Source organism: Burkholderia sp. HI2714, assembly GCF_002223085.1.
Classification (GTDB): Bacteria; Pseudomonadota; Gammaproteobacteria; order Burkholderiales; family Burkholderiaceae; genus Burkholderia; species Burkholderia lata_D.
The window spans coordinates 343,252-366,315 of record NZ_NKFM01000067.1; the positions used below are offsets into that span (position 1 = coordinate 343,252).

Annotated in this window: 17 protein-coding genes; 12 read left to right on the forward strand and 5 right to left on the reverse strand. The window is 67.4% G+C overall.

Features of this window, described 5'->3' with window-relative positions:
* Positions 1-5: 5 nt before the first annotated feature.
* A complete protein-coding gene (locus tag CFB82_RS38160; protein WP_089487448.1) occupies positions 6-3,461 on the reverse strand; it encodes an adenylate/guanylate cyclase domain-containing protein in 3,456 nt (1,151 codons plus the stop codon).
* A 265-nt stretch (positions 3,462-3,726) separates the two neighbouring features.
* Here CFB82_RS38160 and CFB82_RS38165 point away from each other — a divergent pair, with 265 nt between their 5' ends.
* From CFB82_RS38165 to CFB82_RS38220, 12 genes are all read left to right on the forward strand, one after another.
* A complete protein-coding gene (locus CFB82_RS38165; RefSeq protein ID WP_218829086.1) occupies positions 3,727-5,421 on the forward strand; it encodes a 5-guanidino-2-oxopentanoate decarboxylase in 1,695 nt (564 codons plus the stop codon).
* Positions 5,418-6,890 carry an aldehyde dehydrogenase family protein gene (locus tag CFB82_RS38170; protein ID WP_089487449.1) on the forward strand — a complete coding sequence of 491 codons (1,473 nt, stop codon included), beginning with the start codon at positions 5,418-5,420 and terminating at the stop codon, positions 6,888-6,890. The genes CFB82_RS38165 and CFB82_RS38170 overlap by 4 nt, the downstream gene beginning before the upstream one ends.
* Positions 6,891-7,038: 148 nt before the next feature.
* Entirely contained in the window at positions 7,039-8,136 is a 1,098-nt protein-coding gene (locus tag CFB82_RS38175; protein ID WP_089487450.1) for an ABC transporter substrate-binding protein, read from the forward strand.
* Between the two features lie 4 nt (positions 8,137-8,140).
* The gene (locus CFB82_RS38180) at positions 8,141-9,064 is read left to right on the forward strand and encodes an ABC transporter permease (protein ID WP_089487451.1); all 924 of its coding nucleotides are present in this window, start codon (positions 8,141-8,143) and stop codon (positions 9,062-9,064) included.
* Positions 9,061-9,903 (forward strand): ABC transporter permease, encoded by an 843-nt coding sequence (locus CFB82_RS38185; RefSeq protein WP_089487452.1) that lies wholly within the window; start codon positions 9,061-9,063, stop codon positions 9,901-9,903. The genes CFB82_RS38180 and CFB82_RS38185 overlap by 4 nt, the downstream gene beginning before the upstream one ends.
* A gap of 40 nt (positions 9,904-9,943) precedes the next feature.
* A complete protein-coding gene (locus tag CFB82_RS38190) occupies positions 9,944-11,014 on the forward strand; it encodes an ABC transporter ATP-binding protein (protein ID WP_069250050.1) in 1,071 nt (356 codons plus the stop codon).
* 49 nt (positions 11,015-11,063) lie between these two features.
* Positions 11,064-11,888 (forward strand): transporter substrate-binding domain-containing protein, encoded by an 825-nt coding sequence (locus CFB82_RS38195; protein WP_089487453.1) that lies wholly within the window; start codon positions 11,064-11,066, stop codon positions 11,886-11,888.
* 43 nt (positions 11,889-11,931) lie between these two features.
* The gene (locus CFB82_RS38200) at positions 11,932-12,696 is read left to right on the forward strand and encodes an amino acid ABC transporter permease (RefSeq protein ID WP_089487454.1); all 765 of its coding nucleotides are present in this window, start codon (positions 11,932-11,934) and stop codon (positions 12,694-12,696) included.
* Positions 12,693-13,349 (forward strand): amino acid ABC transporter permease, encoded by a 657-nt coding sequence (locus CFB82_RS38205; RefSeq protein ID WP_089449182.1) that lies wholly within the window; start codon positions 12,693-12,695, stop codon positions 13,347-13,349. The genes CFB82_RS38200 and CFB82_RS38205 overlap by 4 nt, the downstream gene beginning before the upstream one ends.
* Positions 13,350-13,389: 40 nt before the next feature.
* Complete coding sequence (locus tag CFB82_RS38210) at positions 13,390-14,115, forward strand: amino acid ABC transporter ATP-binding protein (RefSeq protein WP_089449181.1); 726 nt, start codon at positions 13,390-13,392, stop codon at positions 14,113-14,115.
* 49 nt (positions 14,116-14,164) lie between these two features.
* Complete coding sequence (locus CFB82_RS38215) at positions 14,165-15,094, forward strand: LysR substrate-binding domain-containing protein (RefSeq protein ID WP_089449180.1); 930 nt, start codon at positions 14,165-14,167, stop codon at positions 15,092-15,094.
* A gap of 133 nt (positions 15,095-15,227) precedes the next feature.
* Positions 15,228-17,243 (forward strand): glycoside hydrolase family 3 protein, encoded by a 2,016-nt coding sequence (locus CFB82_RS38220; protein ID WP_089487455.1) that lies wholly within the window; start codon positions 15,228-15,230, stop codon positions 17,241-17,243.
* A gap of 41 nt (positions 17,244-17,284) precedes the next feature.
* On the opposite strand, the gene CFB82_RS38225 is transcribed toward CFB82_RS38220, so the two are convergent.
* From CFB82_RS38225 to CFB82_RS38240, 4 genes are read right to left on the reverse strand one after another with little or no spacing between them, the layout of a single operon-like run.
* Positions 17,285-18,406, reverse strand: coding sequence for a Rieske 2Fe-2S domain-containing protein (locus CFB82_RS38225; RefSeq protein WP_089487456.1), 1,122 nt, complete (start codon positions 18,404-18,406; stop codon positions 17,285-17,287).
* Between the two features lie 23 nt (positions 18,407-18,429).
* Complete coding sequence (locus CFB82_RS38230) at positions 18,430-20,130, reverse strand: NAD(P)/FAD-dependent oxidoreductase (RefSeq protein WP_089487457.1); 1,701 nt, start codon at positions 20,128-20,130, stop codon at positions 18,430-18,432.
* A gap of 51 nt (positions 20,131-20,181) precedes the next feature.
* Complete coding sequence (locus CFB82_RS38235; protein WP_089487458.1) at positions 20,182-21,267, reverse strand: monodechloroaminopyrrolnitrin synthase PrnB family protein; 1,086 nt, start codon at positions 21,265-21,267, stop codon at positions 20,182-20,184.
* Positions 21,267-22,883, reverse strand: coding sequence for a tryptophan halogenase family protein (locus tag CFB82_RS38240; protein ID WP_089487459.1), 1,617 nt, complete (start codon positions 22,881-22,883; stop codon positions 21,267-21,269). Before CFB82_RS38240 ends, CFB82_RS38235 begins: the two co-directional genes overlap by 1 nt.
* Between the last annotated feature and the right edge of the window lie 181 nt (positions 22,884-23,064).

The following is a 23,064-nucleotide window of genomic DNA, read 5'->3' on the forward strand; positions in this document are numbered from 1 at the left end:
TTCATTCATTCTGCCTGCGCGCCCAATGCGTCCAGCAGCGCTTTTGCTTCTTGCAGGTCGCGTGTATCGAAGCCTTCGGTGAACCAGGTATAGACGTCGCGCAGCACTTGCGTGGCCTCCCCAGTCTTCCCCTGCCGTTGCAACAGCCTGGCGAAGTCCGACGCTGCCCGCAGCTCCAGCGCCCGGGCGCCTTGCCGGCGCGCTCGCGCGATCGCCCGGTGAAAGCAGTCGATGGCTGCGTCGACGCATTCGGGCTCCGTGCCTTCCTGGTCGGCCCCGCCGGCCAGATAGAGGCCGGTGAGACGGAACAGTTCGGCCTCGTAGCAGTGCTCGCCGGATTGCTCGACGACCGCCATGGCCTCGTCCAGCATGCCCAGTGCCGCCTCCCTGTCACCCGCTCGCCAGTAACTGTCGGCGAGCAACGCGAGGGAATAAGGGCGCTGGTCTTCGCCCCCGGCCGCCCGCTGCGCGTCGAGGCCCAGCCGCATCTGCGCGATGCCGTCCGGGAGGTTGCCTTGCGCGCTCGTCGCCCAGCCCCGCAGCAGCGTCCCCCATGCGAGCCAGTACGGCAATCCGTGCTCCGTCGATACGGCAATGACCGCTTCCGCGCGCTCGGCGGCCAGCATCGGCTCCCGCCGCAGTTGATGCAGGTGCGCCGTGTAGGTCAGGCTGAACGCCAGGGAGGGGCCATAGGAAAAGTTCCGTGCGAGCGCAAGCGCTTCGGCACTGCGCTTGAGCGCCTGGTCGGGATACCCCTGTATCCACAGGATCAGCACCAGGAAACTGAGCGCCCGGATGCCGGGATCCACCCCGTGTGCAAAGACATGCGCCTGATGCTGCTCGGGATCGTAAAGCGCGAGCGCTCGTTCCATCTGGGTGCGAGCCGCGTCGAAGTCGCCCTGCAGGAAAAGGCACGAACCCAGCGCGCTATGTGCCTCGGTGAGGAAGCGTGAATCGTTCGCATCCCGCGCCGTACTGAGCATCTGCATGCCCAGCTCGATGGCGAGCGCATACTCGCCCCGCACCACGTGATGCATCCGCAATCCCAGCTGTGTCGCGAAACGCTGCGATGCGTCGCCGGTGTGCTCGCACAACGCGAGCGCGCGCCGGTAGATCCGCCCCACCTCGTTCGCGCCATACCCGCGCACATCCATCAGGACCGGCCCGAGGGACAGCAGCAGTGTCAGTTCCCAATGCGCGCGCACCGGTGTGTCCGGCAAGCCGTTCAATAGCGCCAGCGCCGATTCGAGGTGATTCATCGCATCGTGATGGGCGGCATGGCGCAGCGCCTGCTGAGCCGCTCGATGCAGGTATTCGACCGCCTTGGGAATGTTTCCGCTCTGACTGTAGTGATGCGCGAGTTCGCTGCAGTAATCGGCGATGCGAGTCGGGAACAGCACCTCGATCGCCTGCGCGGTGCGCTCGTGCAGCGTGGTACGCCGCTCGGTGAGCAACGAGCGCCCTGCCACTTCCTGGGTCAGCGCGTGCTTGAACGAGTAATTGACTTCGGGGAAGGCGGGGCACTCGTAGATGAACTCCGCCGCTTCCAGATGGGCGAGGAGTCGCCGCAGTTCGTCGTCCCGCGCCGGCGCCTCGCCGCAAATGCGCCGGATCAGGCTGAACGGAAACTCGTGGCCGATCACCGCGAGTGCCTGCAGCAGTTCCTTTTCGTCGACCGGAAGCCGGTCGATCCGGGCCGCGAGCACGCCCTGCACGGTGGTCGGAATGTGCAGCGTGGCCGGCGTCTCCACGACGCGATAGTGGCCGGGATCGCCGAGCAGCGACCGCTCCTCGACGAGCGTCTGGACCACTTCCTCCATGAAGAACGGGTTGCCCTCCGTCTTCTCCAGGATGCGCTGTTTCAGCGGCACGAGCGTGCGATCGTCGCCGAGCAGCGCCGCGAGCAGTCCTTGCGCATCGGCGGGGCCGAGCGGTTCGAGCCGCAGCGTGCTGCAATGCGCCGCGCGCGCCCACACGGGCTGGTACTCGGGCCGGTAGTTCACCAGCAGCAGGATGCGTGCGTCCGGCACGTGGTCGATCAGGCCGGTGAGAAATGCTTCCGTTTCGCGGTCCAGCCATTGCAGATCCTCGAACAGCAGATGGACCGGCTGATTCCGGCTCTCCCGCGCGAGCAGCTGCCTGATCGCGTCGAAGGTACGCTCGCGGCGGATCTGCGGATCCATCTCGACGAGTACCGGCTCGCCTTCGCCGATGCCGAGCAGGTAGAGGACGTACGGTACGAGATCCTCGACGCTGCGCTCGAGCGCGAGCGCCTTGCCGATGACCTTTTCCCGGCAGCGCCGCTCGTCGTCCTGAGTCGTGATCTGGAAATAGTTCTTCAGGAGTTCGATGAGCGGCAGATTCGAATACGCCTTGCCGTGCGATACGGAAAACGTCTCCAGCACCAGCGCGCCTCGCCGCGATCGCTCCTTGAACTCGTGGAACAGGCGGGATTTTCCGACGCCGGCTTCCCCCGCCACGCCGACCACGCGCCCCTGCCCGGCGCTCACGGTCTCCCGCGCCCGGTTCAGGTGTTCCATTTCCGTCTCACGGCCGACGAAGCGCGCGAGACCGCGGTGCGCCGCCAGCTGCAGGCGCGTGCGCAACGCACCGAGGCCAAGCACCTCGTAGACGCGCAACGGTGCGGGAATACCCTTGAGCTGCGTCGCGCCCAGCGCCTTGAACTCGAAATAGCCTTCGGCCAGCTTGTGGGTGGACTCGCTGACGAGAATCGACGTCGGCGCAGCGATGCCCTCGATCCGCGACGCGATGTGGATCGTATGCCCGAGCGGATCGTAATCGGTGTGCAGGTCGTCGGTGCGGATCGAACGCACGACGACCTCGCCGGTATGGACGCCGACGCGAATCTGCAGCGGAATGCCTTCCTGCAGACGAATGCGATCGCCGTGCTGCCGCATCGCCTGCTGCATGCGCAATGCCGCGAACAGCGCGCGCTGCGCATGGTCTTCGTGGGCAATCGGTGCGCCGAACAGCGCGAGGATGCCATCGCCGAGCGATTTGGCGACGTACCCTTCGTAGTAATGGACCGCTTCCATCATCAGCTCGACCACGGGCACGATCAGGCGATGCGCCACTTCGGGATCGAGATCGTGGATCAGCGCGGTCGACCCCGCCATGTCCGCAAACAGCGCGGTCACGGTCTTGCGCTCGCCGGCGGGTTCGCCGCGCGCTGCCATGGCCGCATGTTCGGCACGGATGCGCTCGGCAAGATGGTCGGGCGTGTAATGAACGGGCGTGGGCGGCGGCTCCCGTCCCGATGGCCGGGACGGCGTCGGTGCGGCCGTGGGCGCGGCCAGCGGCACACCGCAGTGGCTGCAGAAGCGGGCCGCCGGCGCCACGTCGTGTCCGCATTGCGGACACGTGCGGGACAGCACGGCCTGGCATTCCTGGCAGAACCTCGCACCGGGAGGATTCTCGGAACCGCATAGGGCGCAGCGCATAAAACCCTCTTCCAGCCAAGGGTCGACATCAAAATATTATGCGCCACTCTCTACGGATATTCAGGGTGACTATGCGATTTCGCATGGCGACCGGCGTCGCGTGCACAGCGCCCCCGCGCGCACGCGACTGCGCCATGCACGGCACGCATGCCGCGCATGAAAACTAATCGATTGTTGGCACCCCGGATCGACGCCGACAATCCGCGTCATGCCCCCTCGTTTGCGGTTCGGGCCATTCACCCTCCCAATCGACACACCACGATCCATGAACCATCCCGCCACCGTTTCCTCCATCGCCGGGGCCCGCAAGGCCACGGCAGCGCCCTGCCATGCCCGCCCCCGCACGTGCGGCGAAGCGCTCGTCGACCTCCTCGAACGCCACGGCGTCGAATGCGTGTTCGGCATTCCCGGCGTGCATACCGTCGAGCTCTATCGCGGGCTCGCCGCATCGTCGATCCGCCACGTGACGCCGCGCCACGAACAGGGGGCCGGCTTCATGGCCGACGGCTATGCACGCGTCACGGGCCGGCCGGGCGTCTGCTTCATCATCACCGGGCCGGGGATGACCAATATCGCGACCGCGATGGCACAGGCCTACGCGGATTCGATCCCGATGCTGGTGATCTCGAGCGTCAACGCCCGGCGCGAACTCGGCCGCGGCGACGGCCGCCTGCACGAGCTGCCGTCCCAGCGCGACGTGTTCGCGGGACTCACCGCGTTCTCGCATACGCTGCTCGACGCGGCCGACCTGCCGCAGGTCCTCGCGCGCGCCTTCGCGGTCTTCGCCAGCGCGCGGCCGCGGCCCGTGCATATCGAGATTCCGCTCGACGTGATCGTGATGCCGGCGCCCGCGCTGTCCGACGCCGCGCCCGCGCTGCCGGCGCGGCCCGCGCCGGATGCGAACGCGCTCGCCGCGGCCGCCGACCTGCTCGCGCACGCGCGCCGGCCGCTGATCCTCGCCGGCGGCGGCGCGATCCACGCGGCGGCGGAATTGCGCGAACTCGCCGAGCGCCTGCACGCGCCGGTCGCGCTGACGATCAACGCGAAGGGGCTGCTGCCGGCCGGCCACCCGCTGCTGATCGGCTCGACCCAGTCGCTGCCGCCCACCCGTGCGGCGATCCGTGATGCCGACGTGGTGCTCGCCGTCGGCACCGAGCTGGGCGAAACCGATTACGACGTCACGTTCGACGGCGGCTTCGCGATCGATGGCCGGCTGATCCGCATCGACATCGACGCGCAGCAGCTGATGCGCAACGCCCGCGCCGAGATCGCCATCGCCGGCGATGCTCAGCTGGCGCTCGGCGCGCTGTCGACCCGCCTGCACGAAACGCCGGCGCCGACACCCGACGCCGACTGGGGCGCGCAGCGGGTGGCCGCCGTGCGCGCCGCGATCGCGTCCATGCACGACGGCGCCGCGCAGTCGCAGGCGCGGCTGATCGATACGATCGTCGCCACGCTGCCCGGCGCGATCATCGCCGGCGATTCGACGAGCCCCGTCTACGTCGGCAATTTCACCCACGATGCACCGGCGCCGCGCAGCTGGTTCAACTCGTCGACCGGCTACGGCACGCTCGGCTACGGGCTGCCCGCCGCGATCGGCGCCAAGCTCGCCGCGCCCGCGCGCCCAGTCGTATGCCTGATCGGCGACGGCGGCCTGCAGTTCACGTTGCCAGAGCTCGCGAGCGCGGTCGAGGCACGGCTGCCGGTGATCGTGATCGTCTGGAACAACCGCGGCTACGGCGAGATCCGCAAATACATGGTGGCGCGCGACATCACGCCGGTCGGCGTCGATCCGTATACGCCCGATTTCCAGGTGCTCGCACGCGGCTTCGGCTGCGCGGCACACACGGCCGCGACACCCGGCGCGCTGGCCGCCGCGCTGCGCGACGCCGCGGCGCGCGCGATCCCGACCGTGATCGAAATCGACGAGGCAACCTGGTTCGAACAGGTGCAGCGATGAGCACGACACCCGATCTCGCATTCGATCCGCCGCTGCACACGCGCCATTTCATCGACGGGTCCTGGCGTGCGAGCGCCGACGGCGCGACGCTGCCCGTCGTCGATCCGTCGACGGAAGCCGTCCTCGCCAACGTCAGCGCAGGCGGCGAGGCGGACGTCGAGCACGCCGTGCAGGCCGCATCGCGCGCGTTTCCCGGCTGGAAACGCACGACGGGCGCCACGCGTGCGGCGCTGCTCCGCGCGATCGCGCGCGGCGTCGATGCACGCCGCACGCGGCTCGCCACCCTGCAGTCGCTCAACAACGGCAAGCCGTTCGCCGAAGCCGCGATCGACGTCGCGGACGTGATCGCCACGTTCGACTACTACGCGAGCCTCGCGGACCGCCTCGACACCGACGGCGAAACCGAGATCGCGCTGCCCGATGCCGACCATCGCGCGTGGATCCGGCGCGAGCCGGCCGGCGTCGCCGCGCTGATCGTGCCGTGGAATTTCCCGATGGTGACGACGGCGTGGAAGCTCGCGCCCGCGCTCGCGGCCGGCTGCACCGTGGTGCTGAAGCCGTCCGAGATCACGCCGCTGCCCGAGCTCGAACTCGCCGCGATCGCCGCCGAAGCGGGGCTGCCGCCCGGCGTGCTGAACGTCGTGACGGGCACCGGCCACGACGTCGGCGCCCGACTGTGCGCGCATCCGCTCGTCGCGAAGGTGTCGTTCACCGGCAGCACCGCAGTCGGTGCGCAGGTCATGAAGACGGCCGCCGACACGATCAAGAGCGTCGGCCTCGAACTCGGCGGCAAGTCGTCGATCATCGTGTTCGACGACGCCGATCTCGATCACGCGGTCGACCTCGTCACGGGCGGCGGCCTGTTCAACGCCGGGCAGATGTGTTCGGCGACCTCGCGCGTACTCGTCGCCGCGCCGCTCGCCGACGACCTGATCGCGCGCGTCGCACGGCGCATCGACGCGACCGTTGTCGGCCCGCCGTTCGCCCCGGGCGTGCAGATGGGCCCGTTGACGAATCGCGCGCAATACGAACGGGTGAAGCGCCACATCGCGCAGGGCCGGGCCGACGGCGCGCGGCTCGTGACGGGCGGCCATGCGCTCGACGGCCCCGGCTATTTCATCCGACCGGCATTGTTCGCCGACGTGCCGGCCGACAGCCCGCTATGGTGTGAAGAAATCTTCGGCCCGGTGCTGTGTGTCCGCGCATTCGACACCGAGGACGATGCGATCGCGGCCGCCAACGATACCGAATACGGGCTCGTTGCCACCGTCGTCACGTGTGACACGGCACGCGCCAGGCGGGTGGCCGACGCGCTCGAGGCGGGCGTCGTGTGGATCAACACGCCGCAGCTGATCTATCCGCAAACCTCATGGGGCGGCTACAAGCGCAGCAGCATCGGACGCGAACTCGGCCCGTTCGGGCTCGCCGCGTTTCAGGAGATCAAGCAGGTCATGATGCCGACCGGCTGAGGTCGCCGGGCCATGCGTTTATGTCATGCCGCGCATGCGGATATTTCGTTTGTTGCGGAAATTTGACCTCCCTACAGTTCATCCACACCCCGCGCCGCAGTCGGCGCCCGGCATCGAACCACACGGCATCGTTCATCAGGAGACGGCCATGCAACACTTCAAGGCGGGCAGAAGGCAGGTGATCAAAACCCTCGGCACGGCGCTCGCTGCATCTGCCCTTCCGATGCCATTCATCAGTACTGCGAAGGCACAGACGAGCCGCTTCGCGGGCAAGACGCTGCGCCTGCTCACGTGGTCCGACGATACCGGTGCGGCCGCGCTGCGCAACATCGCGGAGAGCTTCAGCAAGCAGACCGGCGCACGCGTGATCGCCGATCGCGCGGACGGCACGTCGGGGATGGTCGCGAAGGTCAAGGCCGCGGGCGAGCGGCCGACCTACGACGTCATCACGCTCGCCGGCGTCGGCGCGGCCGGTCTCGCGGAAGCGGGCCTGCTCGCGAAGCCCGACCTGAACCGGCTGCCGAACCTGAAGGACGTCGCGCCGCAGTACCGCACCGGCGCGAACGGCTTCGGCATCGGCTACCTGCTGTGGTCGGACGGGCTGATCTACAACACGGCGACCGTGAAGAGCGCACCGTCGAGCTACGAGGCGCTGTGGGATCCGAAGTATGCGGGCCGCCTGTTCCTGCCGCCGCCCGAGTGGGCCGAAGCGGTCGACCTCGCGATCATCGCGGCGAAGCTGGCCGGCGGGTCGCAGCAGAACATCGACCCGGGATTCCGGAAGCTCGCGCAACTGAAGGACCGCGTGATGACCCTCGGCGAAAACCCGAACCAGGTCGCCGACCTGTTCCGCACGGGCTCGCTCGACCTCGGCGGCATCTATTCGCCCGCATTCTTCCCGGACCAGATCCGCAAGCCCGACTACAAGATGGGCGTGACGTACGGGATGAAGGAAGGCTTCGCGACGCAGCTGATGTTCACCGTGATCCCGAAGGCGCACCCGGGCGACCTCGACCTGATCCACGCGTTCATCAATCATTCGCTCGACGCCGGCGTACAGGGCCGGATGGCGGCCGACGTCCTGAACGGCCCCGTGAACGGCAAGGCCGTGATTCCCGCGGAAAGCCGCGCGTTCGTGCCGTCGCCGCAGCAGATCGCGGAGAAAGCGGTGCTGCATGACGACAAGGCGCTCGCGGCCGTCCAGCCGGCCTGGATCAAGCGCTACACGGGCCTCTTCTCGGCTTAACGACATGGCCTCTCTGCCCTCTCCCCGAGACGCCGCGCCGGCCGTCGCCGGCACGGCCGGCGCGGGCGCCGATGCGCCCGCGCTGCCCGGCGTGCCGCCCTGGCTGCTGCTCGCGCCGATCCTCGCGTTCCTCGCGGTGCTCGCCGCCGCGACGGTCACGGTATTGCGCATGAGCGTCGGCGTGTCCGGTGACGAATGGCGGACCTTCACGCTGCAGAACTACGTCGACCTCGCGGACCCGTACTTCACGACGTCGTTGTGGCTCACGCTGCGCCTCGCGTTCCAGAGCATGGTGTGCGCGGTGCTGCTGGCGATCCCGGTGGCGCTCGCGATGGCGCGGACCGAATCGCGGCTCGCGCGCCGGTTGCTGCTCGCCGGCGTCCTGTTGCCGCTGCTCGTGAACCTGCTGCTGCAAGGCTATGGCTGGCTCGTGATGCTCGGCCCGGCCGGGTTGCTCAACCGCGCGCTGCTGGCCAGCGGCGTAATCGGGCGGCCGCTGCAGTTGCTGTACCGCGAGCACGGCGTGCTGCTCGGCCTGATCCAGACCGCGTTCCCGCTCGCCGTGCTGCCGCTGTCGAGCGCGCTGCGCGCGGTGTCCCGCGCCTACGACGAAGCCGCCGCCACGCTCGGCGCGAGCCGCTGGCAGACGCTGCGGCACGTGACCTTGCCGCTCGCGATGCCCGGCCTCATCTCCGGTGCGCTGCTGGTGTTCGCATACAACGCCAGCGCGTTCGCGGTGCCGCTGCTGCTCGGCGGCCGGCGCGTGCCGATGCTCGCCGTGCTCGTGCACGACGAGGTCGCACCGCTGCTCAACTGGCCCGCCGCGTCGGCATCCGGCGTCGTGCTGATGGGCGCGACGCTCGTCGTGATGGCGGTTTCGCAGCGCCTCGTGCGCACCCTGCAACGTGCCGGCGAGGTGAACCGATGAATGCCCTGCTCCTGCGCGCGCCCATGCCCGGCCGCCTCGGACGCGTGACCGGCGCGCTCGCGACGCTCGTGCTGTTGCTCGCGTCGCTGCCGATCCTGACGATGATCACGATGTCGTTCGGCGCATCGGGCACGCTCGAATTCCCGCCGCGCGAATTCAGCCTGCACTGGTATCGCGCCGCGTGGCAGACGTTCGTGTCGTCCGATGCGGGCAGCGCGCAATCGATGGGCGCCGCGCTGACGACGAGCCTCGTCGTCGCGGTCGCGACGATGCTGATCGCGACCGCCGTGTCGGTGCCCGCGGCTTACGCGCTGTCCCGCTACCGCTTTCGCGGCAGGACGCTCGTCGAGCAGCTCGTCGCGTTGCCGATCGTCTATCCGCTCGTGATGCTCGGCCTCGCGCTGCTGATCGTGTTCAACGCGCTGCCGGTCGAACTCGGCATCGTGCGGATCGTCGTCGCGCACGTGATCCTGACGCTGCCGTTCACGGTGAAGAACTGCGCGGCCTCGGTCGCATCGATCGGCCCCGATTTCGAGGAAGCCGCGTGCCTGATGGGCGCGAGCCCGCGCCGCGCGCTCGTCGACGTCGTGTTGCCGCTGATGCGGCCGGGCATCCTCGCCGGGATGCTGTTCGCCTTCATCGTGTCGTTCAACGAATTCACGGTGACGTTCTTCCTGTACAGCATCGACACGATGACGCTGCCGGTCTGGCTCTACAGCCGCACCGTCTCGTCGCTCGACCCGACCGTGTTCTGCTTCGCCGTGTTCACCGTCGCGATCGACTTCGCGCTGATCTGGATGCTCGAAAAACTCGTCGGCGACAAGGGTGTCGCGCTCTGACGCGCGCGCCGCCTCGCCCTCGCCCGTGCAAGGAACCCTCATGACCCAGCTCATCCTCCAGAACGTGACGAAGCGCTTCCATCACGCGTATGCGGTCGATCACGTCGACCTGTCGGTGCCGGACGGCAAGCTCGTCTGCTTTCTCGGCCCGTCCGGCTGCGGCAAGACCACGCTGATGCGGATCATCGCCGGCCTCGAAACGCCGACCTCCGGCACGCTGACGTTCGCCGGCCGCGACCTCACGCACGTACCCGCCAACCGGCGCGACTTCGGCATGGTGTTCCAGTCGCTCGCGCTGTTTCCGCACATGACGGTCGCGCAGAACATCGCGTATCCGCTGCGGCTGCGCAAGACGGACAAGGCCGCGCAGGCGCGGCGCGTGGCCGAGCTGCTCGAGCTGATCCAGCTGCCGCACATGGCCGACCGGCTCGTCACGCAACTGTCGGGCGGGCAACGCCAGCGCGTCGCGATCGCGCGTGCGATCGCATCGTCGCCGCGCCTGCTGCTGCTCGACGAACCGCTGTCGGCACTCGACGCGAAGCTGCGCGAGGCGATGCAGGTCGAGATCCGGCTGCTCCAGCAACGGCTCGGCATCACGACGATCATGGTCACGCACGACCAGCGCGAAGCGATGACGATGGCCGACGAGATCGTCGTGATGGAAAAAGGCCGGATCCAGCAGGTCGGCCGGCCGCTCGACATCTATCGCGATCCGGTCAACGAATTCGTCGCCGACTTCATCGGCCTCGGCAACATCCTGCCGGTCGCGTGCGACGGCGACGACGCCATCGTGCTGCCCGGTGGGCAGCGTCTCGCGATCCGGCGCGCGCCGGACACGCCGCGCGCAACCGACGCCGTGCGCCTGCTGATTCGTCCCGAGGACGTCTGCGTGCGCCCCGGCCAGCCGGCTTCGGCGCCGAATACGCTGGCGGGCACGATCACGTTCGTGCGCGACGTCGGCGCGTCGATCGAAGCGACGATCGACTGCCGCGGCTTCACGCTGACGGCCGCGACGACGCCGCGCGAGACGCCCGACCTCCACGTCGGCATGCCGGTGCTCGCGGAACTGCCCGCCCATGCCTGCAAGCTCATCGCCGCCCGCGGCGCCTGATTCCCTTCGTTTCTCCCGCGCACTCCAGCACAGCCACGAGGATCTCACCATGAACGCAACGTCCCAAGCCACCCGTCACGAGCAGCGCCTGCTCGCCCGTACCGTCCTCCTCTGCGCCTGCGCCGGCACCGCGGCCCTTGCCGCGTTCGCGCCGCTCGCGCATGCCGACGCACTCGACACGATCGCGAAATCGGGCGTCGTGCGCATCGGCGTGTTCGAGGACTACCCGCCGTTCGGCTCGATCGGCCCCGACATGAAGCCGCAAGGCTACGACATCGACATGGCGAACCTGATCGGCAAGGCGCTCAACGCGAAAGTCGAACTCGTGCAGGTCACCGGCGACAACCGGATGGCGTATCTCGCCGACCGCAAGACCGACATGCTGCTGTCGGTCGGGCAGACGCCGGAACGCGCGAAGGTGATCGACTTCTCGAGCGCGTATGCACCGTACTACCTCGCGGTGTTCGGCCCGAAATCGCTGGCCGTGAAGGGCAACGCAGATCTCGCCGGCAAATCGGTCGCGGTCGCGCGCGGCACGCTCGAGGATCTGAGCGTCAGCAAGGTCGCGCCGCCGAGCGCGACGATCAAGCGCTTCGACGACCCGAACGGCGCGATCGCGGCGTTCCTGTCGGGACAGGCGCAACTGCTCGTGGTCGGCAACGACGTCGGCGCGACGATCATCGCGCGCCATCCGTCGATCGATCCGGAGCAGAAGTTCTCGCTGTTCAGCTCGCCCGATCACGTCGGCCTGAACAAGAACGAGCCGCGCCTGATGCAGAAGGTCAACGATGCGATCGCCGGCGCCCGCAAGAGCGGCACGCTGAACGCGTTGTCGCAGAAGTGGCTGCACGCGGCACTGCCGGCCGACCTGTAATGCGCGCCGCCCCCGCCCCGCATTCACGACGAAAGGCATCGCGATGACCTACGTGTTCGACTTCAGCGATTTCGGCCTGTACGCCGGCATGCTCGCGCGCGGCATTGGCGTGACGCTCGGCCTCACCGCGGCCGCCACCGTGCTGGGCGGCCTGATCGGCACCACCGGCGCGTGGGTCGCGCTCGCCGGCCCGCGCTGGGCGCGCATGCTCGTCGCGGCCTACGTCGAGCTGATCCGCAATACGCCGTTCCTGGTCCAGCTGTTCTTCATCTTCTTCGGATTGCCCGGGATCGGCGTGCACATCGACGAAGCCCAGGCGGCCGTGCTGGCGATGACGGTCAACCTGGGCGCGTATGCAGTCGAGATCCTGCGCGCCGGCATCGAATCGGTGCCGCACGGGCAGGTGCAGGCGGCGCGCGCGCTCGGGCTGCACGGCCGGCAGGTGTTCGGTCACGTCGTGCTGCCGCAGGCGCTCGCGAACGTGTACCCCGCGCTGCTCGGGCAGGTGCTGATCGTGATGCTCAGCTCCGCGGTCGTGTCGCAAATCTCGGTGCCCGACCTGACCTATGCGGCGAACTTCATCCAGTCGCGCAATTTCCGTGCGTTCGAGATCTACATCGTCGTGACCGCGATCTACCTGCTGCTGTCGATCGCGCTGCGCATGCTGCTCAATCGTATCGGCCGGCGCCTGTTCTCGGGCCGCACGCAGCGCGGTGCGGCGGCCACGCCTCGGCGCGGCTGTCTTGGCCGCCTCGCGTGGCGGGCCCGTTCCCCTGAAACCCGCCTGTCGACGGAGCGTGCACGATGATCGAATTCACCTTCCAGGACATCGCGTGGAACCTGCTGCTCGCCGCGCGCTGGACCCTGCTGCTGTCGCTGATCACGTTCGTCGGCGGCAGCGTCGCCGGGTTCGCGCTGCTGGCGATGCGCATCTCGGCGTCGGCCGCGCTGCGTCGCTTCGTGATCCTGTACGTCGAGGTGTTCCAGGGCACGCCGTTGCTGATGCAGCTGTTCCTCGGCTTCTTCGGCCTGCCGCTCGTCGGCATCGACGTGACGCCCTGGGTTGCCGCGTCGGTCGTGCTGACGCTGAACGCCAGCGCGTACCTGACCGACATCTGGCGCGGCTGCGTGGACGCGGTACCGCGCGGCCAGTGGAACGCGGCAGCCAGCCTCGGCATGACGTGGGCCCAGCAACTGCGCTACGTGGTGTGGCCGCAGGCGTGGAAGATCGCGCTGCCGCCGACCGTCGGCTTCCTCGTACAGGCAGTCAAGAGCACCGCGCTGACGTCGATCATCGGGCTGACCGAACTGACCAAGACGGGCAACATCATCACCAACGCGGTATTCAAGCCGTTTCCGATCTACGCGATGGTCGCGCTGCTCTACTTCGCGACGTGCTTCCCGCTGACGTGGTATGCCCGCGTGCTCGAACGTCGCTATCGCGTCGCGAAGGCACGCTGAACCGGCGCCGCGTGCGCGTCATTACGATCCAGGAACTTCCATGATTTCCATCAGCAACGTTTCGAAGTGGTACGGCCCGTTTCAGGTCCTCACCGACTGCACGACCGAGGTCAGGAAAGGCGAAGTAGTGGTCGTGTGCGGCCCGTCGGGTTCGGGCAAGTCCACGCTGATCAAGACCGTGAACGGCCTCGAGCCGTTCCAGCAGGGCGGGATCCTCGTGAACGGCCAGTCGGTCGGCGACAGGAAGACGAACCTGTCGAAGCTGCGCTCGAAGGTCGGGATGGTGTTCCAGCATTTCGAGCTGTTCCCGCACCTGTCGATCACCGAGAACCTGACGCTCGCGCAGGTCAAGGTGCTCGGCCGCGGCAAGGACGAAGCGAACGAGAAGGGCCTGAAGCTGCTCGATCGCGTCGGCCTGAAGGCGCATGCGCACAAGTTCCCGGGCCAGCTGTCAGGCGGCCAGCAGCAGCGTGTTGCGATCGCGCGTGCGCTGTCGATGGATCCGATCGCGATGCTGTTCGACGAGCCGACGTCCGCGCTCGACCCCGAGATGATCAACGAAGTGCTCGACGTGATGGTCGAACTCGCGCAGGAAGGGATGACGATGATGGTCGTCACGCACGAGATGGGCTTCGCGAAGAAGGTCGCCCACCGCGTGATCTTCATGGACAAGGGCGCGATCGTCGAGGACGACCGCAAGGACGATTTCTTCTCGAATCCGAAATCGGAACGCGCGAAGGACTTCCTCGCGAAGATCCTGCACTGAGCGATACCGTGGCGCGCCGTCGCGCGCCCGTTCCACCCCGACTCTCCCGATGAAACGACTTCCCTCCCTCAACGCGCTGCAGGTCTTCGACATCGTTGCCCGTCACGGCAGCTTCACGCGCGCCGCCGAGCATCTGTGCCTGACCCAGGGGGCCGTGAGCCGGCAGATCCTCGCGCTCGAGAGCTTCTATCAGTTCGCGCTGTTCAAGCGCACGCCCAAGGGGCTGACGCTGACGGCCGAAGGCGAACTCCTGCTGCCGACCGTGCGCGAAAGCTTCGCGCGCATCGAGGAGGTCTCGATGCGCCTGTCGCGCCGGCGGACCGAACTCGCGCTGAAGGTGCCGACCTGCATGATGCAGTGGATGCTGCCGCGCATCATGCGGTTCCAGGCCGAGCACCCCGAACTGCAGGTGCAGATCACCACCACCTGGGATCACCAGGTCGACTTCCGCATGGAGCCGTTCGACGCCGCGGTGATCTACGCGGCCGGCGCCGGCCCTGACACGCATGCGATCCCGTTGTTCGAGGAACGGCTCACGCCGGTCTGTGCCCCGAGCCTGCCGGCGCGGCAGCCGCTCGCAAGCCTCGACGACCTGGCCGGTCACACGTTGCTGCATCCGACGCGCGATCATCGCGACTGGAAGCGGTGGCTCGACCATGCGGGCGCGCCGCACGTCGACTCGACGCGCGGCTTGAGCTTCGAAACGCTGGATCTCGCGACGCACGCGGCGATCGACGGCTACGGCGTCGCGATCGGCGACCGGACGCTCGCGGACGAAAGCGTGGCGGCGCACCGGCTGGTGATGCCGTTCGACATCTCGTTGCCGACGGGGATGGGCTATTACTTCGTGTATCCGGACGGTGCGGAACAGCAGCAGAAGATCCAGCTGTTCGGCGGCTGGATCGCGGACGAACGCAAGGGCGCGTCGTCGGGTGGCACGCCTGCCCGCCCCGACACCTCGGCGCCGCACGCCACCTGACACATCGCGCCCCAGCGGGGCAAAAACTGCACCCGGCGGCAAAACGTCCCCTGAAACAGCTCGGTAAAGTGGCCGGCGGCCATGCGTCATGCATCACGGCCGCGCCAAAAAAATCCGATTCAGGAGACAAGCAATGCAACGCATCACGAGATCCGCCATTCGCCGATCGGCATGGGCCGCATCCGGCACAGCGCTCACCCTGGGGCTGTATGCCTGCGGCGGCGTCGACTCCTCTTCCACGCCTGTCACGCAGCAGGACTTCGGCTACACGACGTTGAACCTGATCACCCGGGACGGCCTGAAGTTCAAGGACATGGACAAGAGCGGCCAGCTCGAACCCTACGAAGACTGGCGGCTGAGTGCCGAAGTGCGTGCACGGGACCTGGTCGGCCGCCTCACGCTGGCCGAGAAAGCCGGCCTGATGATGCACGGCACCGCGCCGGTGCTGAACGACACGACCGGTGCGGGCACCGGCTCCGCGTACGACCTGGCCGCGCTCAAGACGCTCATCAATCAGCGGGGCGTCAACACCTACATCACGCGCATGAGTGCCGATGCGCACACCATGGCCGACCAGAGCAACCAGATTCAGAAGCTGGCCGAGCAGTCCCGGCTCGGCATCCCGGTGTCGATCAGTTCCGATCCGCGCAACCATTTCCAGTACACGCTCGGCGCAAGCGCGGGCAGCAGCGGTTTCTCGCAATGGCCGGAAACGCTCGGCTTCGCCGCGATTGGCGACGCGGCACTCACGCGAAACTTCGGCGATATCGCGCGCCAGGAGTATCGCGCGGTCGGCATCACCGAAGCGCTCTCGCCGCAAGCCGACCTGGCGACCGAGCCGCGCTGGGCACGCATCAACGGCACCTTCGGCGAGGACGCCGATCTCGCCCGCACGCAGGTCCAGGCCTATATCGAAGGCTTCCAGGGCGGCAGCAACGGCATCCAGGCCAAGAGCGTCATCGCCGTCGTCAAGCACTGGGCCGGATATGGCGCGCAGAAACTCGGCTTCGACAGCCACAATTACTACGGCCGCTATGCGACCTATCCGGGCAACAATTTCGCCTATCACCTGAAACCGTTCGAAGGCGCCTTTGCCGCCAACGTCGGCTCGGTCATGCCGACCTATTCCGAACCCGACACGACGGTGACGGTCGACGGCATCACGCTGGAGCCGGTCGGCGGGGCTTACGACAAGGCGTTGCTGACCGACCTGCTGCGCGGGAAATACGGCTTCAAGGGCGTGATCGTGTCCGACTGGCTGATCGCCGACGACTGCGACGCGAACTGCATCAACGGCGTGTCGTCGGGGTCCCCGTCGTTCGTCGGGCTGGGCATGCCCTGGGGGATGGAAGGCGCGACCCGCGTGCAGCGTTTCGCGCGAGCGGTCAACGCCGGCATCGACCAGTTCGGCGGCGACGACGATCCGAGCGACCTCATCGACGCCGTCAACCGCGGGCAGTTGTCGGAAGACCGCTTGTCGGAGTCGGCCTATCGCGTCCTGCTGCAGAAATTCCAGCAAGGCCTGTTCGACCATCCGTATGTCGATGCGGACGCGGCCGGCAAGATCGTCGGAAACGCCGACTTCCAGGCCCAGGCGCTCGATGCGCAGCGCCGCTCGATGGTGCTGCTGCAGAACAACGGCAAGCTGCTGCCGATGACGGCGTCCGGCAAGAAAGTCTGGCTGTACGGCATCGACCCCGCCGTCGCACGGCAATATGGCTATCAGGTCGTCGATACGCCGCAAGCCGCGGACGTTGCGATTCTCCGCGTGAGCACGCCCTATCAAACGCTGCACCCGAACTACATGTTCGGCTCGATGCAGCATGAAGGCAGTCTTGCGTTCGTCGACGGCAGTGCGGACTACGAAGCCATCAAGCAGGCCGCGCTTGCGCCGAAGTCGATCGTCTCGGTGTACATGGATCGTCCCGCGATCCTGACCAACGTGCAGGACAAGGCCACCGCGATCCTCGCCAATTTCGGCGTGACCGATGCCGCGCTGTTCGACGTGCTGACCGGGAAAGGTCAACCGCAAGGGAAGCTGCCGTTCGAGCTGCCGTCGTCGATGGCGGAGGTCGCGGCGCAGCGGGAAGACGTGCCGCACGATACCGCGCATCCGTTGTATCCGTTCGGATACGGTCTCTCGTATTGATGCGTCGTCGATGCCGGCTCGCCGATCGGGGCCGGCATCGACTAGGGCCGCCGGCTCACGCCTGGCCGCTCGGTTGCGGCGACGCGATCGACCCAGCCCCGGTAGAACGCGCGGTACTTGAGCACGAGCTTGTCGTATTTGCTGTACGCGCCGCCGCCGTCCGGCTTCATCCCATTCCAGATCTTGACGTCGTACCCCGCGGCCTGCTTCGTCTGGAGCCCGAACAGCACGTAGTCGATCGCGCGGCGCAAGGGGCTGCCCGCCTTCCTGATCGAGATGAGCATGTGCATGACGTTCTTGCCGTCGCTCACCGGCGTCACACACTGGAGCAGCTTGTATTTGGCGTGTCCGTCCAGCGCGACGGTCATGACGCACCCGCCGGGGTAGCCGTCGAAGTGCAGGTTCATCTGCGACATGTTCAGGCCGAGCGCGCGCGACAGCATGCCGAGGGGCCCGAAGTACCGGTTCACGGTGAAGTCGATCCCGGCGCCGAACCACGCGCCCGCCCGGGCCAGCGGCTCGACCTCCGGCCACGCTCGCCAGTCGTCGTGGAGCTTGAGCTCGAAGGCCGAGATCGGCAGCGCGTGGACGGGGTGCGCGTGCTGCGCGTCGTAGAAGTTCTCGACGATCCGCAAGACCGCCGTCGTCGTCTCGAACGCGAAGTGCAGGTGCATGAAGTCGCCGTTGTCGACATCGGCCGCGGCGATCTCGGGCAGCGGGTGCAGCGGCTGCGGGGAGCCGTACCAGACCCACACGTAGCCGTACCGCTCGGCGGTGACCAGCGTCGGCTGGCGCGCCCCGCGCGGGACGGGCTCCAGCCGGTGCACCGCCTGGCTGTGGCCCGGAATGTGAACGCACTGGCCCTGCTCGTCGTACCGCCAGTGGTGAAACGGGCACTGGATGCACCCGTCCTTGACCTGCCCGTCGGCCAGGTTCGCGCCGAGGTGCGAGCAGTGGCGGTCCATCACCACGGCCCGCCCCGTCGCGCCGCGCCACGCCACGCACGGCCGGCCGAAGAGCGTCAGCGCCAGCGGCTTGTCCTTGAGGTCGTCCGAACGCATCGCGACGTACCAGCTCGCGGCCACGCGCGTGGTCGCTTCGTACGCCCCCGACGGTTGCTCCCTGGCATCCGCTTGATGCAATTGAAATTGAACGTCGTCCATGTTTTCGTGGCAGTGTCGGCCGGCTACTTCAGCGCCAGGCCGATGCGGGTGGTGACGTACGCCCTGAGCAGCGCGAACATCGGGTTGTAGTCGAAGTACTTTTTCACCTCGGCCGGCGCGCTCGTCTGCGTCCAGTGCAGCAGCTTCATCGCCGGCACCAGGCTGTACTTCGAGTTGTTGAGCTGCGGTTTGGCCCCGGTGATGCAGTACCCGAAGCCGAACATCGGCTTCGCGAATTCCCGTTCGTTGATGAGGACGTGAATCCGCGCGGCGGCCTCCCCGGCCGTCTTGCGCCCGGCGCTCACGGCTTCGACCTCGGCCTTGGCGTCGTTGAACAACTGGTAGTACCCCTCCATGTCCGCGCACAGGAAGCCGAGATACGGGGCGTTGTCGTCGAGATGATCGAGGTCGCGCTCGTTGCGCGATGCGCGGAACCGCGCGTGGGCCTGCACGAGCCGGAACTGCCCGAGGATCGTGCCGACCGCCCACAGCCGGTGGAACGCGTCCCACAGGCGGAAGTCCGAGAACGCCGTGTAGCAGCAGCTGACGAAGTCGTCGTTGTGGTCCAGCAGCTTCTGCTGCAGGCGCTCGATGTACTCGAAGCGCTCGGGGGAAAAATCGTCGTCGCGCAGCGCCTTGATGAGGCGCGCCGCGAGCGCGTGAATGGTCACCGCGGTGTTCTCGAGCCCCCGGGAGAAGAGCGGGTCGATGAACCCGTTCGCGTGCAGCATCAGACAATAGCGGTCGCCGACGCAGGCGCGCGACGAGAACTGCAGGCGGTCGGTCTTGACCCAGTCGCGCACCGGCACGGCATCGCGGAACTGCGCCGCGATGCTCGGGAACCGCGCGAGGAACTCATCGAACTCCTGCTGCGCGGGGATGTCCGTTTTCGGGTAGATACGCGGGTCGAGCTGCAGGCCGACGCTCACCAGGTTGTTGGTCGACCGCGCGTGGTTGTTGAACGGAATCACCCAGAGCCAGCCGCCCTCGAACATGTGGTGCAAGGTCCCCTCGTGCCAGCGCCAGCGCTGCCCCTTGACCTTGAAGATGTCGTCGAACGGCTTGACCCCGAGCATGTGCGTGTAGAGGCTGCGCGAGTGCGTCTTGAAGCGGCACGGCTCTTCGCGGAGGTTGAACTTGGTCGCGAGCGGCGCGCGGGGGCCCCCGCAGTCGATCATGTACCGGCCGGTGAACCGTTCGCCCTGGGCGGTGGCCACCGCGACGCCGTCCTTGTCGGCGTGGTAGTCGGTCACGCTCGTCTTCTGGCGGACCGTGCAGCCGTATTTGATGGCGGCCTGCAGCAGGTAGGCGTCGACGTCCTGCCGGTAATAATGGCTCTCCGGCCCCCACGGCAGCTCGGGAATGACGCACTGCGTGAACTCCTTCGGGTCGTGCTCCTCGCCGGGCTTGTGGAACACGAAGCCGAAGTTGCGCTTGATGCCCGTGCTCGACGCGACGTAACGCTGCGTCGCATAGAACGACGTGATGTGGTCCAGCTCCGGAATGCCGTAGCGATCGGCGATGATGCGGTTCATCAGGGACGTCTCGGGGATCGACGATTCGCCGATCGTGAACCGCGGGTGCGACGACTCCTCGATGATCAGGACACGAAACCGTTGTTTGGCCAGGATGGCTCCCATCTGGGTGCCGGACATGCCCGAGCCGAGGATGATCACGTCGAAGTGGCGGTCGTCGCGCTCGTTTGCAGTGCTCTTCTGAGTCATGGGGGCAAGCTCTCCTGGTGAGATGGAACACATGGCCAAGCGCGTCAGGCGTCAGGGTTCGGCGAGCGCGGCGCGCAGGCGGACCCGCGCGGCACGCGTGAGCGTGAGCAGATCGCCGAGCATGCTGGGCGCGTACCCCCCGCTGCCGATCGTGGGGCCGCTCTGCCCGGCTTCGTACGTCCGCTCCGCCAATTTGAGGTGGGGCGCCCGGAAGTGCAGCAGGACCTCGAAGATCCGCTCGAGGGCCGCCAGCCCTGGCCCGACGGGCTCGCCCCGCGCGCGGGCCTGTTGCGCGTCGGCGAGCGCGCGGTCGACGAGCGCCGGCTCCCCGGCGAACCGGGCGTAGACGGCCCTGAACGCGGGAAGCACATAAGGCAGGTACGTCTCCTTGAATTCCAGATAAGCCGGGTGGTCCGATTGCGCGCCCCACAGGACGTGCTCCAGCACGAAGAGGGGCATTTCCACGGCGCCGGGGCCGAGGTAGCTTTGGCCTCCGACCCGAATCGGATCGTAGAAGGGGCGAAGCTCGTCGTAGAAGACTTGCGGCGAGATGAAGCGGTAGGCGTAGACGATGGACTCGACCATTTTCTGAAGACAGGCCGCCAGCTCGACGCACCCTTCCTCGAACGCGGGCGACCGCAGCGGCACGTCGCACAGCCCCACGGTCAACGCGATGGCCGCCTCGAGGGACGCCATCGAGATGCGCACGCTCTCGAGCAGATGCGCCTCGTCGTCGAGCCCGCTGTAGCTCCGCTGCGCGTCGGCCGCCGCGGGGTTCCAGACCGTCACATGCAGGAGCGTCTCGCGCGGCGGCAGGTCGGTCACGCGCGCGAGATCGAGCAGCACCGGCTCGAGCCCGGGCACCACGTCCACGGGCTCGTGTCCGTGCCGCTTGAGCGACCCCAGGAAGAACCCGATATCCCGCATCGCGGCGGCCGCTTCGACGAAGCCCCAGCCGGACGGCACGCCGTGCGCCGGAAGGAACGCGCGCAACAGGCCGACGATGCCGGGCACGTCCTTCTTGCGATTCAGGCCCGGCAGCTGCAGCACGAGCGCCTTCGCCTGCAGCGGATCGCAGGCCGCCACCGCGGCGTGCGCGGCCGCGAATTCGCCTACCCGGCCCAGGGCGCGCTCCACTACAAGGTCTCCGGCGCCACCACCGCCGGCCCGGGCTGGCTGCGCGCCCGCCCTGCATCGCCGTCACACAGCGACCGCAGGTAGTCGTAGTTCGTCGGCAGGCTCGTCCGCAGACGCTCGGCCTCGCGCCGGATGCGGGCGAACATCGCCTCGGCCTTGTCGATCGACTCCGGCCGGTGCCGCAAGAGCGGCAGCGACCGGTCGGGCAGCAGCCCCAGGCCGGCAAAGATGCAGTAGTAGTTTCCGTTCAGCCAGAAGTTCTTGAATTCGTAGTCGAACGTTTCGTAGTACGTGGCGTCGTCGAACGACGTGGTGGTCAGCGGCAGCCCCGCCTTGTAGCGTTCGACCTTGTCCTTGATGGCGTCCGAGAGCCGCAGGTCGTGCCGGTTCGCGAGCCAGAACGGTGTGTCGTCACGCGACGCGGTGAAATAGTGCGCCTGGACGAAATCGCGGCAGTCGTCAAACATGTAGACGATCTCGGCGTTGAACGCGTCTCTCAACCGCGGATCGAACCCGGTGTCGGGGAAGTGCTTCACGAGCTGGTAAAGCGCTGCGTAGATGAAGTAGATCCCCGTCGATTCCAGCGGCTCCAGAAAGCACGACGACAGCCCGATCGCGACGCAGTTGTTGACCCACGCCCGCCCGTTGCGCCCGACCCGGAACTTGATCTGGTTGAGCGGCTGCTTGTCCGAGAGGCCCCAGAGCTTGAGGAAGTCGGCCGTGGCCTGGTCGCGCGACGTGAACTTGCTCGAGAACACGTAGCCGCTGCCGAACCGGCCCAGCATCGGAATCTTCCAGGTCCAGCCCGCGTTCATCGCGATCGCGGACGTGTACGGCTCGATCCCCACGCGCGCGTCGTCGTTGGGCACCGCGCTGGCGACCGCACTGTCGCACAGCAGGTAGTCGGACATGTCGATGAAGGGCTCTTTCAGGGCCTGGTTGATCAAGAGCCCCCGCATGCCGGAGCAGTCGATGAACAGGTCCGCCTCCAGCGTCCGACCCGCCTTGGTGGACAGGCTGGCGATGTCGCCGCGCTCGTTCAGGTGAACCTCCACGACCTCGTCGACCACGCGTTTCACCCCGCGCGCGACGGCCCAGCGCTTCAGGAAATCGGCCACCAGGTGCGCGTCGAAGTGCCACGCGTGGGGCATCTGGCGGGTGCCGTCGAGCAGGCACGGTGCCAGCTTGGCGTCGAGCGCGTCGGGCTGCGGGTAGCACGCGTACGCCATCGGCTGCTGGAAGCCCTGTTCGCGCTTGCGCAGCCAGTAATGGGTCAGCGGCACGCCGTCGCAGTTCGGCACGCTGCCGAACAAATGGTAGAAGTGATCGTCGCGCGAGCGGTCGGGGGACTTCCTCCAGTTCACGAACTTGATGGCGGACTTGAACGCGCCGTTCACCTGGGGCATCCACTCCCGCTCCGGTATCCCGAGGAAGTCGAAGAACACCTTCTGCAAATTGGGGATGGTCGCCTCGCCCACCCCGATCCGGGGGATCGCCTCGGACTCGATGAGCGTAATGCTCGCCTGCTGCTGGAGCGCCCGGACGAGGTACGAGGCGGACATCCAGCCCGCGGTGCCGCCGCCCACGATGACGATATGCTTGATCGGATTGCTCATGACACGCTTCCCATAGGATTTAAAACCCGAATGGACTTCCGCGATGGTGCTCAATTGATCCGCGTTTAGAATAGGCCGTCGATTAATTTAATCAAACTGGCATGTTTGACAGGATTTCTATTTGTTTTACACCGGGCTCCGTTGCGCGATCCAAATACTGAATGCGATGCGCGCGTAAAAT

Excerpts from the sequence above, each read along its gene's own strand:
- CFB82_RS38240 (WP_089487459.1), bottom strand. The coding sequence starts at position 22,883 with ATGAGCAATCCGATCAAGCATATCGTCATCGTGGGCGGCGGCACCGCG.
- CFB82_RS38185 (WP_089487452.1), top strand. The coding sequence starts at position 9,061 with ATGAATGCCCTGCTCCTGCGCGCGCCCATGCCCGGCCGCCTCGGACGC.
- CFB82_RS38220 (WP_089487455.1), top strand. The coding sequence starts at position 15,228 with ATGCAACGCATCACGAGATCCGCCATTCGCCGATCGGCATGGGCCGCA.
- CFB82_RS38210 (WP_089449181.1), top strand. The coding sequence starts at position 13,390 with ATGATTTCCATCAGCAACGTTTCGAAGTGGTACGGCCCGTTTCAGGTC.
- CFB82_RS38215 (WP_089449180.1), top strand. The coding sequence starts at position 14,165 with ATGAAACGACTTCCCTCCCTCAACGCGCTGCAGGTCTTCGACATCGTT.
- CFB82_RS38225 (WP_089487456.1), bottom strand. The coding sequence starts at position 18,406 with ATGGACGACGTTCAATTTCAATTGCATCAAGCGGATGCCAGGGAGCAA.
- CFB82_RS38175 (WP_089487450.1), top strand. The coding sequence starts at position 7,039 with ATGCAACACTTCAAGGCGGGCAGAAGGCAGGTGATCAAAACCCTCGGC.
- CFB82_RS38200 (WP_089487454.1), top strand. The coding sequence starts at position 11,932 with ATGACCTACGTGTTCGACTTCAGCGATTTCGGCCTGTACGCCGGCATG.
- CFB82_RS38180 (WP_089487451.1), top strand. The coding sequence starts at position 8,141 with ATGGCCTCTCTGCCCTCTCCCCGAGACGCCGCGCCGGCCGTCGCCGGC.
- CFB82_RS38165 (WP_218829086.1), top strand. The coding sequence starts at position 3,727 with ATGAACCATCCCGCCACCGTTTCCTCCATCGCCGGGGCCCGCAAGGCC.
- CFB82_RS38195 (WP_089487453.1), top strand. The coding sequence starts at position 11,064 with ATGAACGCAACGTCCCAAGCCACCCGTCACGAGCAGCGCCTGCTCGCC.
- CFB82_RS38230 (WP_089487457.1), bottom strand. The coding sequence starts at position 20,130 with ATGACTCAGAAGAGCACTGCAAACGAGCGCGACGACCGCCACTTCGAC.
- CFB82_RS38170 (WP_089487449.1), top strand. The coding sequence starts at position 5,418 with ATGAGCACGACACCCGATCTCGCATTCGATCCGCCGCTGCACACGCGC.
- CFB82_RS38190 (WP_069250050.1), top strand. The coding sequence starts at position 9,944 with ATGACCCAGCTCATCCTCCAGAACGTGACGAAGCGCTTCCATCACGCG.
- CFB82_RS38160 (WP_089487448.1), bottom strand. The coding sequence starts at position 3,461 with ATGCGCTGCGCCCTATGCGGTTCCGAGAATCCTCCCGGTGCGAGGTTC.
- CFB82_RS38205 (WP_089449182.1), top strand. The coding sequence starts at position 12,693 with ATGATCGAATTCACCTTCCAGGACATCGCGTGGAACCTGCTGCTCGCC.